13 protein-coding genes are annotated in these 11,881 nt (G+C 52.6%); 9 read left to right on the top strand and 4 right to left on the bottom strand.

Translation table 11 applies throughout. The features are described 5' to 3' along the window. Positions 1-17: 17 nt before the first annotated feature. The 6 genes from OGV79_RS13415 (at position 18) to OGV79_RS13390 (ending at position 5,712) form a co-directional block, all read left to right on the top strand. The gene (locus OGV79_RS13415) at positions 18-2,462 is read left to right on the top strand and encodes a trimethylamine-N-oxide reductase 2 (RefSeq protein ID WP_047457451.1); all 2,445 of its coding nucleotides are present in this window, start codon (positions 18-20) and stop codon (positions 2,460-2,462) included. Positions 2,463-2,598: 136 nt separating this feature from the next. Beyond that, complete coding sequence (gene zinT / locus OGV79_RS13410; protein WP_024130401.1) at positions 2,599-3,249, top strand: metal-binding protein ZinT; 651 nt, start codon at positions 2,599-2,601, stop codon at positions 3,247-3,249. Positions 3,250-3,458: 209 nt separating this feature from the next. Further along, positions 3,459-4,097, top strand: coding sequence for a leucine efflux protein LeuE (leuE, locus tag OGV79_RS13405; RefSeq protein ID WP_012132690.1), 639 nt, complete (start codon positions 3,459-3,461; stop codon positions 4,095-4,097). A 186-nt stretch (positions 4,098-4,283) separates the two neighbouring features. Next, on the top strand, positions 4,284-4,646 hold the full coding sequence (yeaR, locus tag OGV79_RS13400; protein WP_024130400.1) for a DUF1971 domain-containing protein YeaR: 363 nt from the start codon (positions 4,284-4,286) through the stop codon (positions 4,644-4,646). Between the two features lie 3 nt (positions 4,647-4,649). Further along, positions 4,650-4,832, top strand: coding sequence for a DUF1869 domain-containing protein (locus tag OGV79_RS13395; RefSeq protein ID WP_012132688.1), 183 nt, complete (start codon positions 4,650-4,652; stop codon positions 4,830-4,832). Between the two features lie 232 nt (positions 4,833-5,064). Beyond that, on the top strand, positions 5,065-5,712 hold the full coding sequence (locus OGV79_RS13390) for a hypothetical protein (protein WP_058669016.1): 648 nt from the start codon (positions 5,065-5,067) through the stop codon (positions 5,710-5,712). 63 nt (positions 5,713-5,775) lie between these two features. Here OGV79_RS13390 and fdhF read toward each other — a convergent pair whose 3' ends face one another. After that, entirely contained in the window at positions 5,776-7,923 is a 2,148-nt protein-coding gene (gene fdhF, locus OGV79_RS13385) for a formate dehydrogenase subunit alpha (RefSeq protein ID WP_286468585.1), read from the bottom strand. Between the two features lie 466 nt (positions 7,924-8,389). Between fdhF and OGV79_RS13380 the strand changes: the two genes are divergently transcribed. After that, positions 8,390-8,638: a GlsB/YeaQ/YmgE family stress response membrane protein gene (locus OGV79_RS13380; RefSeq protein WP_012132684.1), complete on the top strand. Its 249-nt coding sequence runs from the start codon at positions 8,390-8,392 to the stop codon at positions 8,636-8,638. A 139-nt stretch (positions 8,639-8,777) separates the two neighbouring features. Here the strand turns inward: OGV79_RS13380 and OGV79_RS13375 are convergent, their stop codons facing one another. Further along, positions 8,778-8,876, bottom strand: coding sequence for a YoaK family small membrane protein (locus OGV79_RS13375; RefSeq protein WP_024130398.1), 99 nt, complete (start codon positions 8,874-8,876; stop codon positions 8,778-8,780). Between the two features lie 170 nt (positions 8,877-9,046). Between OGV79_RS13375 and OGV79_RS13370 the strand changes: the two genes are divergently transcribed. Next, complete coding sequence (locus OGV79_RS13370) at positions 9,047-9,301, top strand: putative hemolysin (RefSeq protein WP_024130397.1); 255 nt, start codon at positions 9,047-9,049, stop codon at positions 9,299-9,301. A 55-nt stretch (positions 9,302-9,356) separates the two neighbouring features. Here OGV79_RS13370 and OGV79_RS13365 read toward each other — a convergent pair whose 3' ends face one another. Then, positions 9,357-9,704 (bottom strand): DUF488 domain-containing protein, encoded by a 348-nt coding sequence (locus tag OGV79_RS13365; protein ID WP_012132682.1) that lies wholly within the window; start codon positions 9,702-9,704, stop codon positions 9,357-9,359. A gap of 217 nt (positions 9,705-9,921) precedes the next feature. Between OGV79_RS13365 and OGV79_RS13360 the strand changes: the two genes are divergently transcribed. Next, entirely contained in the window at positions 9,922-10,629 is a 708-nt protein-coding gene (locus OGV79_RS13360; protein WP_012132680.1) for a CTP synthase C-terminal region-related (seleno)protein, read from the top strand. A 32-nt stretch (positions 10,630-10,661) separates the two neighbouring features. On the opposite strand, the gene OGV79_RS13355 is transcribed toward OGV79_RS13360, so the two are convergent. Further along, entirely contained in the window at positions 10,662-11,849 is a 1,188-nt protein-coding gene (locus OGV79_RS13355; protein WP_134769462.1) for a CynX/NimT family MFS transporter, read from the bottom strand. Between the last annotated feature and the right edge of the window lie 32 nt (positions 11,850-11,881).

Genomic DNA, 11,881 nt, shown 5'->3' with positions numbered 1-11,881 from the left:
TAATACCAGGAGAAATCATGAAACTCACAAGACGTGACTTTATCAAGACGGCTGGAGCGGCAACCGGGACTATGGCGATTTCTTCGGTGATCCCAATGCCTGCCTGGGCCGAAAACCAAAATGGCGGCGCCATCCTGACTGCCGCACGTTGGGGGGCCGTATATGTGGAGGTCAAAGACGGCAAAGTTGTCTCTTCAAAAGGCGCATTACCTAAAACCATACCGAACTCATTGCAGCAAACCGCGCCGGATCAGGTACATACCAACGTCCGTGTAAAATACCCAATGGTGCGTAAAAGCTATCTGGAAAATCCAGGTAAAGCGGACGGTAAACGGGGAAGCGATCCCTTTGTGCGGGTGAGCTGGGAACAGGCGCTGAAACTCATTCATGAGCAGCATAGCCGTATTCGTAGCAGCTATGGCCCGTCCTCCATTTTTGCGGGTTCCTATGGCTGGCGCTCCAGCGGCGTCCTGCATAAAGCGCAAACGTTGCTGCAACGCTATATGAGTATGGCCGGGGGATATGCAGGCCATACCGGGGATTATTCCACCGGGGCGGCGCAGGTTATCATGCCATATGTTGTGGGATCGGTTGAGGTATATGAACAACAGACGACATGGCCGATGGTGCTTGAGCACAGCCAGGTGGTGGTGCTGTGGGGGATGAACCCGCTCAACACGTTAAAAATTGCCTGGAGCAGTACGGATGAACAAGGGCTTGAGTATTTTAATCTGCTGAAGAAATCGGGAAAAACCGTTATCGCGATCGACCCAATGCGCTCAGAAACCATTGAGTTTTTTGGCGACAATGCAACGTGGATCGCCCCGCATATGGGAACTGACGTGGCGATGATGCTGGGGATTGCGCATACGCTGGTGAAAAAAGAGCGTCACGATAAAGCGTTCCTGGAAAAATACACCACCGGTTATCCGCAGTTTGAAGAGTATCTGCTCGGCAAGAGCGACAACGTTGAGAAAACCGCTGAATGGGCATCCGGCGTCTGTGGCGTACCCGCAGAACAGATTGAGAAACTGGCGGAAATTTTCGCCAGCAACCAAACCATGCTGATGGCGGGCTGGGGGATTCAACGTCAGCAATACGGTGAGCAAAAACACTGGATGCTGGTGACGCTGGCCGCGATGCTGGGGCAAATTGGGACGGAAGGCGGCGGTTTCGGTTTCTCCTATCACTATTCCAACGGCGGGAACCCGACGCGTACCGGTGGTGTACTGCCTGCGATATCGGCGCAAATTGAGGGGGGATCGTCGGCAGGGAACGACTGGGCGGTATCGGATGCGGTGGTGAATCTGCCTGTGGCGCGAATTGTGGAGGCGCTGGAAAACCCGGGAGGAAAATATCAGCATAATGGTAAAGAGCAGACCTTCCCGGATATCAAAATGATCTGGTGGGCAGGCGGCGCGAACTTTACCCATCATCAGGATACCAACCGCTTAATCAAAGCGTGGCAGAAGCCCGAGCTGGTGGTGATTTCCGAGTGCTACTGGACGGCGGCGGCGAAACATGCCGATATTGTTCTCCCGATCACCACATCGTTTGAACGTAACGATCTCACGATGACCGGAGACTACAGCAACCAGCATCTGGTGCCTATGAAGCAGGTGATTGAGCCGCAGTTTGAGGCCCGTAATGACTTTGACGTCTTTGCTGATTTAGCTGAGATGCTCAAACCCGGCGGCAAAGCGGTCTATACCGAGGGTAAAGATGAGATGGCATGGCTGAAGCAATTCTACGACGCCGCGCAAAAGGCGGCTCGCGCTCAACGTGTGGCAATGCCTCAGTTCAATGCGTTCTGGCAGCAGAATAAGCTGATTGAAATGCGCGAGAACGAAAAGAACAACAAATATGTGCGTTATGCCGATTTCCGCCATGATCCGGTCATGAATGCGCTCGGTACGCCAAGCGGTAAGATCGAGATCTATTCAAAAACCATTGAAGGTTATCACTACAAAGACTGTCCGCCTCATGCTTCATGGATTGAACCGGATGAGTGGAAAGGGTCTGCGGATAAGGATCAGTTACAGTTGCTGACCGCCCATCCGGCGCACCGTCTGCACAGTCAGTTGAACTATGCGTCGTTGCGAAAAGAGTATGCCATTGCCGATCGCGAGCCGGTGACGATTCATCCAGATGATGCGAAGGCAAGAGGCATTGCTGAGGGCGACCTGGTACGCGTATGGAATGGTCGTGGTCAGGTTCTGGTCGGGGCGCACGTCAGCGACGGGATCAAGCCGGGGATCATCTGTATCCATGAAGGCGCCTGGCCTGATATCGAGAATGGCATCTGTAAAAACGGCGGCGCCAACGTGCTGACGGCGGACATCCCGACGTCAAGGCTGGCGAACGGCTGCGCGGGGAATACGACCCTGGTATACGCAGAGAAATTTACCGGCGAAGCCCCAACGCTCACGGTATTTGATGAGCCAGAGATTGTCACTCTGTAACGCCGGGGACTGTCAGTTTGTTGGAATAAGCGGGAGCCTGTGTGCTCCCGTTTTTTATGCTTCTCATTCAGAGTTGAATTAATGGTGATGTTATATTATAACATTTTATCTTTATGCACTGATTGAGGGTGATATTTTGGCGATTCATTTTGAAAAATTAGCAGTAGCTCTGGGAATGCTTCTGGTTAGCGGACACGCGCTTGCGCATGGGCACCATTCACATGGCGCACCGCTAACGGAGATGGAGCAAAAGGCGGCAGAAGGCGTTTTTGACGATAAAAACGTGAAGGACAGGGCGCTAACGGACTGGGACGGTATGTGGCAGTCTGTTTATCCGTATCTGGTAAGCGGGGAGCTTGATCCGGTATTTAAAAAGAAAGCGGAGAAAGATAACAGCAAAACGGCCGAGGAGATTAAGGCCTATTACCGTAAAGGCTACGCCACCAATGTGGATACTATCGGCATTGAGAATGGTGTCATGGAATTTCACACCGGTAATCAGGTTGAGTCCTGCCAATACGATTATGCCGGACACAAAATCCTGACCTACGCATCCGGTAAAAAAGGCGTTCGCTATCTGTTTGAGTGTAAAGATGCGAAGAGCAACGCGCCTAAATATGTGCAGTTCAGCGATCATATTATCGCGCCGCGTAAGTCGAGCCATTTCCATATCTTTATGGGGAACACTTCCCAGCAGGCATTGCTTGAAGAAATGGATAACTGGCCAACCTATTATCCGTACCAGCTGAAGGCCGAAGAGGTCGTCGACGAGATGTTGCACCACTAAGATGTTGTCATTATGGCGGGTCCGGCAGGACCCGCCATCGTGTTGCGACGGTGTCCCAAAAGAGCGATATCTGTCATAAGTAGGGCGCCTTTGCCGGTAAATATCATGATATAACGCAACGCTATGATTTCCCTTCCCATCATTCAGTTCATTCGTTAGCATATTGTTTCGCAGTAAAGCGTATCTGTTTTTTTCAGGAAGAGGTTAACGTGTTCGCAGAGTATGGAGTTCTGAACTACTGGACGTATCTGGTTGGGGCCATTTTTATCGTGCTGGTGCCGGGGCCTAATACGATATTTGTGCTGAAAAACAGCGTCGGGCGAGGGATGAAAGGCGGGTATCTCGCCGCCAGCGGCGTGTTCATTGGCGATGCGGTGCTGATGTTTCTGGCGTACGCGGGCGTCGCAACATTAATAAAAACAACGCCGGTGCTGTTTAATATCGTTCGTTATCTCGGCGCTTTTTATCTGCTGTATCTTGGTGCGAAGATTCTTTACGCCACGCTCAAATCGAAAGGGAGCGAAGTGGCGCATGATGAGGTTCCGTTTGGCGCAATCTTTAAACGTGCCTTAATTCTGAGCCTGACCAATCCCAAAGCTATCCTTTTTTACGTTTCGTTTTTCGTCCAGTTTATTGACGTCAATGCGCCGCACGCGGGGTTGTCATTTTTTATCCTGGCGACAACGCTTGAAGTGGTGAGCTTTTTCTATCTGAGCTTCCTGATTATTTCGGGCGCTTTTGTAACGCAGTACATTCGCACGAAAAAGAAACTGGCGAAGGTGGGGAATTCCCTTATCGGTTTGATTTTCGTTGGTTTTGCCGCACGTCTGGCGACGCTTCAGTCATAACGCCATCAGGCCCGCGCACTCTGTGGGCCTTCCGTTTTTACTTTTTGCTTAAAGATGATGCTCACCGCCACGCGCGACGGAAAAAAATAACCAATAAATGGTATTTAAAACACATCTTATGAGGCGTACCCTTTTTACAGCAGCGATTCAGTAAGATCGCTGGTTGTTACTGGAAGAGGGAATAAAATGCTTCAAATTCCACAAAATCATATCCATACACGCTCCACTCCGTTCTGGAATAAAGACACCGCGCCAGCCGGAATTTTCGAACGCCACCTTGATAAAGGAACCCGACCAGGGGTTTATCCTCGCCTGTCGGTTATGCAGGGGGCGGTCAAATATCTCGGATACGCAGATGAACACAGCCCGGAACCGGAAAAAGTGATGATCATTGAAGCCGGTCAGTTCGGCGTTTTTCCCCCGGAAAAATGGCACAACATCGAAGTGATGAGCGACGATACCTACTTTAACATCGACTTTTTTGTTGCACCGGAAGTGCTGATGGAAAGCGCCAGCCAACGAAAAGTCATTCATACCGGGAAGGAGTAAATCATGGGCAAAGCGACCTATACCGTTACCGTAACCAATAACAGCAACGGTGTTTCAGTTGATTATGAAACTGAAGCGCCGATGACACTGCTGGTCCCGGACGTTGCGGCAGAAGTGGTGAAAGATCTGGTGAACACCGTGCGCTCATACGACACCGAAAACGAGCATGACGTTTGCGGCTGGTGATCCCGTTCGGGAAGCCTGCGACCGCGATTTTTTAACCGTTACGCTAAACCGCACAGCGCTATCACGACGCTGGGCGGTTTTTTTTTCGCCTGATATCAGCATGTACCTGACAACTGAAGTTAATTGAAAAGAAATATTAAGGAAACCTTAAGAACATCGCATTGTTTGTTAATGCTCTGGCATTCATAAAATATATGATTGAGCATCAAACACTGAACAGAAAATGACCACCATGAAATTTGATACTCGATTAACCTCGTCGGCTCTCGTCCTTGCGCTTGTTGCGTTGGTTATTCCTTTCACTGCGAACTGGCACGTACCTCTGCTAAATGGCGTCGTGGTGTTATGGATTGAAAATGGGCAGGCGCTATGGCTACTGTTTGGTGCGCTATTTACCGCCTGGTATATCAGGCCGTTGTCTCGCCCTGACGGCGCAAAGCAGTTTTGGCTTTGGGCGGTGGTGTGGTGGCTGGTGTTATTAGGGCGAAGCACCAGCTGGGGGCGCGACTACTTTCCTGATCATCCCAAAATGATCTTCCGGGGGATCTCCGTCGTCCTGATCGCCGCGCTTGTGCTTCCGGTATTGATCTCAAAGACTTTGCGCCAGGAGATTGCGCGTCGGCTGCGTGAAGAATCCCTGCCGCTGTGGTTGCTAACTGTTACTGCCTGCGCGTTTTTAATTTCCGATACGGTGGAGCATCATCGGTTACTGGCGCCGCTGTTCCTGCACAGTAAGCAATACACCGATTTGATTGAAGAACTGTATGAATTGCCGTTCATGATCGGGCTTTTTTTGGTTACGCTGACGTTTATGAAACGCGATAAACAAGATGAATATATTGCGTTGCAGACGGCGGAACCGCAGCATGCGGAATATTGAGGTTCGCTGATGAAAACGCCCGGGTTCTTTTTCCCGAACCCGGGCTAACAGGCACAGCGCGGCTTATGCAATTGCCTCGCATAAACGCGACTTCATATCGCTGTACGATTGGGCAGCATGGTTTTCCGCCCAGCGCTGATCGGTAATGGCTTCGACCTTCACGGCGCAGTATTTGGTTTCAGGCGTTTTCGAAATCGGATCAAGATTATCCTGAGTCAGTTCGTTACAGGCGCCTATCCACCATTGATAGGTCATATAGACCGTTCCCTGGTTAATGCGATCTGAAACATCGGCCCGGCTGATGACTTTACCGCGACGTGAACTCACCCACACCAGTTCGCGATGACGAATCCCCAGTTTTTCCGCGTCGTTCGTGTTGATTTGCACGTTGCCAGGTTCATCTGCCAGCGCCTGTAGCGCAGCGCAGTTGCCGGTCATTGAGCGGCAGGAATAGTGTCCCACTTCGCGAACGGTACAGAGCACCATCGGGAACACATCATCAGGAACTTCCGCCGGAGCCCGCCACGGCGCGGCGAATAACTTGCCTTTGCCGCTGGGCGTATCAAACTGACTATGTGCGTAAAGATACGGTGTGCCGGGGTGATCAAGATCCGGGCACGGCCACTGCACATGCCCCATATCGCCCATTTTTTCCCAGGTGACGCCGTAGAAAAGCGGACACAGTTCGCGCATCTCATCCCAGATGTGCTGGTTACTTTCATAATGCATCGGGTAGCCCATTTCGGTCGCCAGCAGACTGATAATCTCCCAGTCGCGCTTCACATCTCCGGTGGGGTCGATGGCTTTTTCAAACCGCTGGAAGCCACGGTCGGCACAGGTGAAGACGCCGCCGTGTTCGCCCCATGAGGTCGCGGGCAGGAGAACATCCGCCATTTCTGCCGTTTTGGTCATGAAAATATCCTGCACCACGATAAAGTCCAGCGCCTCGAAACCGGCCCGCACCAGCCCCAGGTCGGCCTCGGTTTGCAGCGGATCTTCCCCCATGATGTAGTAGGCTTTAATTTTGCCTTCCATCGCCAGGTGCGGCACCTCGGTAATACGCGTGCCGACTTTGTCATCCATCAGGCTGGCATCGATTCCCCAGGCTTGCGCGAATTTCTCTCTGGCGGCTGCATCCGTCACGTCCTGGTAGCCGGGGAACTGGTTAGGCAGAACGCCCATATCGCACGCTCCCTGGACGTTGTTCTGACCGCGTACCGGGCCGACGCCGACGTCAGGACGCCCCAGATTGCCCGTCAGCAACGCCAGGCTCGACAAACCGCGCACGACGTCGACAGCCTGACCAAACTGGGTCACACCCATTCCCCACATGACCGTGGCGGAAGGGGCGGCGGCGAACGTTCGCATCGCCTGACGCACCTGCTGGGCAGGGACGCCGGTCAAATGTTCAACGGATTCCGGGGCGTAATCTTTTACGGTCTCCCGATAGGCCTCCAGTCCTTCCGTGTGCTTTTGTACGTACTCCGTGTCGTAAAGGTGTTCATCAAGCAGAACGTAGCCAAAGGCGTTAACCAGCGCCATATTGCAGCCGTTGTTCAGTTGCAGGTGCTGATCGGCAATACGGGCGGTCTCAATGCGCCGGGGATCGCACACAATAATTTTGGCGCCGTTCTGCCTGGCCTTAATGACTCTGCGCGCGACAATAGGGTGAGAGTCTGCGCAGTTATAGCCGAAAATCAGCAGGCATTTGGAGTTCTCTATATCACTGATGGAGTTACTCATCGCCCCATTACCCAGCGTCTCCTGCAACCCGGCGACGGAAGGGCCGTGGCATACGCGGGCGCAGCAATCGACATTGTTGGTATTGAGTACGGCGCGGGCGAATTTCTGCATGACGTAGTTGGTTTCATTCCCTGTCCCACGGGAAGAGCCTGTCGTCATAATGGCGCGGGGCCCAAAGGTTTCTTTAATGGCGGATAAGCGTTGTGCGGTATAGCGGATTGCTTCATCCCAACTGACGGGGGTAAATTTTCCGCCTTTTTGATAGCGGATCATCGGGCGGGTCAGACGTGGCGTCAAAAGCCGCGTGTCGTTAAGGAAGTCCCAGCCATAGTAGCCTTTCAGGCATAACTGGTTCTGGTTGGTTACACCCTCTGCGCCTTCGGCACGGATAATTTTGTTATTTTCAACAACAAGCTTGAGCTTGCACCCGGCCCCACAGTACGGGCACACACTGGTGATTTTTTTCATCAATAACAGACCTGTTAAAAGCTGAAATAGCGCGAATTGTAGTCGAAGCCGACGCGCGACATGGCGCTGGCTTCGGTTTGTCGTAGCGACGGGCTGTTAAAGCACAAACCGTGCCAGAAACAGAAACTCAGACGCGGCGGGGCTTGTCTGCGAAAAGATGAAGAAAATGACAGGGGATTCGTCATAAATGACGAGTAAACGTCAAAAAAAAGCCCGCACTCAGTGAGGCGGGCAAAAATACTGGAAGCAATGTGAGCAATGTCGTACTGAATACCTGAGTGATTTGCTCAACTATTCAGTAATGAGAAAGATAATCTTTATCATCTAAACTTGCAACCCCAACTTTTATGGGAATAAAGAAAAAATAATAAAAGTGACATTTATCACAAATTTCAATTCTCTGATGATGTGCTATTCTTTTTAACGGCGAGTAAACCGCTAACGTACAAACATAAGTGAGGAAAAAATGGGCATTATTTCATGGATTATCTTTGGGCTTATTGCAGGTATTCTGGCGAAGTGGATTATGCCTGGTAAGGATGGCGGCGGATTCTTCATGACGATCATCCTGGGGATCGTCGGTGCCGTGGTAGGGGGATGGATCAGCACGTTCTTCGGGTTTGGCAAAGTTGACGGCTTCAACTTTGGCAGCTTTGCCGTAGCGGTTATCGGCGCGATTGTCGTTCTGTTTATCTACAGAAAAATCAAAAGTTAAGCGAAGTAGTTCGTAAGGCGAAAAGGCTACCGTTGGTGGCCTTTATTATTTTGATAAGCCTGTTACCACCAGCCCAGGTTGGTTCCTGCCACCGCGATAATCGCAATGCCAATCATGATGAGCGTCGTTTTCTTCATCGTTACGCCCCCGGCGTGGCGTAGCCGCCGATGAAAAACCATGCCAAAAAAGTCACCGCCGTGATGAAAATTACGACAGGAAAAATAATGCCTAATTTCATGCTATCACCCGTTCTCGTTATAGGAAGACGAGCAAGGATAGCAGGGCGTCGTGCGTGACAAAAGATGTTTTAACGTCACGCTTTTCATTCTGATACGCATCGCAAGAAAACATGGAGATACAACGGCTGGCGGGTTAACCTGTCGGGGTGTAATGTTAACGGGAGTTCATATGAGATTCATGTTTGTCGCGCTGCCGTGCGCGTTGGCGCTCTCCGCCTGTTCGTCGTCATCCCAGCCCGAGGCGCCGAAACCTCCGCAAATAGGTATGGCAAACCCGGCTGCCGTCTATTGCGAACAGAAGGGCGGTACGCGAGTGCCCGTTCAAAGCCCGCAAGGGGTACGCACGGAATGCAAACTGCCCGGCGGAGAAGTGATCGAAGAGTGGGATCTCTGGCGCAGAGATCATCCTGCCAGCGGTAAGTGACACCCGGCGCATCGCTTTGCGCATGCGCCGTGTTTTGGCGGATTTTTTGTGCGAATCACAATCCGCGTAGCCAGTCGGCCAGGACAAGTGCGTGATTCTGCTCTGTGTTCTTTGCCGCATATAGCAGGGTCAGCGTCTGCTGGCGGGCAATATCCGCCAGCCGTTTACCTTCCTGCTTTTGTTGGTCGAGTTCACTCCGGTATTGCTCAGTAAAATTTTTGAAATCAATCACTTCAGAGTGAAAGGCCTTACGTAATTCAGATGAAGGCGTAAGCGTTTTATCCCACTCGTCAAAGGCCAGATCGGTTTTTTTGACCCCTCGCGGCCACAGCCTGTCAACCAGTACACGGTAGCCGTCGCTTTTTTCTGCCGGGTCGTAGACGCGTTTACACTGAATTTTCATCCTTTTCTCTCCTCAATCCAGGCCATGACTTCATTAATCTGATTGCCGGAAAATCGTGCCGCGTCATGCTGACGTAGCAGGCTGTTTCTGAAACGTAGAACGTCATCACTATAGCACTTCGATCCTCCTCAATTTAAGGGATTGTGATAACAGTAAAAGATCGGTAGTCTGAGGTTCCTTATGTTGTCCCTCATTGCATTGACATAAGGAACGCCTCATGGAACTTTCCCCTGTTAAAGACACGCTACGTATTGCGCTGGTGGGTGATTACAACCCCGATATCGTGGCGCACCAGGCCATCCCCCTTGCTATTGATGATGCGGCCGCCGTGCTGGAGTTAATGGCGGACTATGACTGGCTGACGACGCCCGACATCAATAGTGACGAAGATTTGGTGGGCTATGATGCCATCTGGGTTGTTCCCGGCAGCCCCTATAAAAATACCGAAGGGGCATTGATTGCTATTCGCTATGCCCGTGAAAACAGCATTCCTTTTCTGGGAACCTGCGGCGGATTCCAGCACGCGATCCTCGAGTATGCCCGCAACGTGCTGGGCTGGCGCGATGCGGCGCACGCCGAAACTGATGCTTCCGGTCGGATGGTTATCGCCCCGTTGAGCTGCTCGCTGGTGGAAAAAACGGATGATATCGAACTGAGGGCGAATACGCTGGTCGCCAAAGCCTACGGGCAGGACGTTATCTCCGAAGGGTATCACTGCAACTACGGGGTATCAGAGGATTTTGCCGCTGAACTTGAGAATGGCGATTTGCGGGTTACCGGGTGGGATGAGGCGGGAGACATCCGTGCCGTGGAACTGGTAACGCATCCCTTTTTCGTTGGTACGCTTTTTCAGCATGAACGTGGCGCGCTGGCGGGAAAACCCGTTCCCCTGGTGCAGGCGATGCTGCGAGCCGCACGGGGATAAAAACAAGGGCAGGTCAATGCCTGCCCGTTCGGTTATTTTGCTGCGATCTCCCGATCGCGTCCGGCATAAAGGCCGAATATCGCCATCGCGACCGCCAGAACCGCCACGCCAATTAGCGGGATGTGCCAGTCGCCGTTGGCATCATGAATCTTACCCATCAACGGCGGCCCACATGCCGCCAGCAGATAGCCGACAGATTGCGCCATGCCTGAAAGCGCCGCCGCCTGGTGTGCGGAACTGGCGCGCAGCCCAATAAACGTCAGACCCAAAATCATTGTCGCGCCAGAGCCAAATCCAAACAGAATCGTCCACAGCACCGCCTGCCCCGGCACAAACCAGAATCCGGCCGCGCCGAGAGCGCACATGAGCGATACCAGCGCGGCAATACTGCGCTGATCCTTGAACCGGTGCAGGATGAGCGGAATCAACAGTCCCGGCGCAGCCGTCGCCAGTTGCAGCAGGCCGTGTAGCGATCCGGCCTGCGCTTCACTGTAGCCGTGGCTGATTAAAATCGCGGGCAGCCAGCCGATGATAACGTAATAGATAAGCGAGTTAATGCCGAGGAATAAGGTGACTTGCCAGGCGAGGGAGGATCGCCAGATGCCGCGCGAGTGTAGCGCGCGGGAGCTGCTCAGGTTGGCGGTGGCCGTGTTGCGCCACTGCGGCAGCCAGATAAGAAAGGCCAGCAGGGGAAACAGCATCAGCATTAACAGCGCGCCGCGCCAGCCAAAGCCATGCAACGCCAGCGGTACGACCATCGCCGAACCCACCGCTGCTGCGGCGCCCATCGTCAATGAATAGGCGCCGGTCAGTTTTGCCACATGCTGTGAGTAATCGCGTTTAATCAGCCCGGGGAGCAGCACGTTTCCCAGCGCGATACCGCAACCAATAATGGCTGTGCCGGTAAACAGGAAGCTGGCAGAAGGCAGCGAGCGCACGGCAATACCAAAGCAAATCAACAGCATGGCGGCAAACAGGCTACGTTCCATGCCGAACCGACGCGCAATGTTTGCCGCCAGCGGAGAGACCAGCGCGAAAGCCAGCAAGGGAAGCGTGGTCAGGAGGCCCGTTTGTGCGGTAGTTAGCCCGTAATCCGCACGAATTGTCTCCAGTAACGGCGCAGCGCCAGTGAAGGTAACGCGCAGCGTCGTCGCAATCATCAGAATACCGGCAATCAGTAATGCACCGTTTTTGCCGCGTAATGAAGGGGAAATAGTCATTGTTTTCTCATATCAACAGGCGAGGCGATACC

Source organism: Citrobacter sp. CK185, assembly GCF_030333565.1.
GTDB classification, from domain to species: Bacteria; Pseudomonadota; Gammaproteobacteria; order Enterobacterales; family Enterobacteriaceae; genus Citrobacter_B; species Citrobacter_B koseri.
The sequence above is the reverse complement of the archived record's forward strand: the minus strand, read 5'-3'. Positions and strand labels throughout refer to the sequence as shown.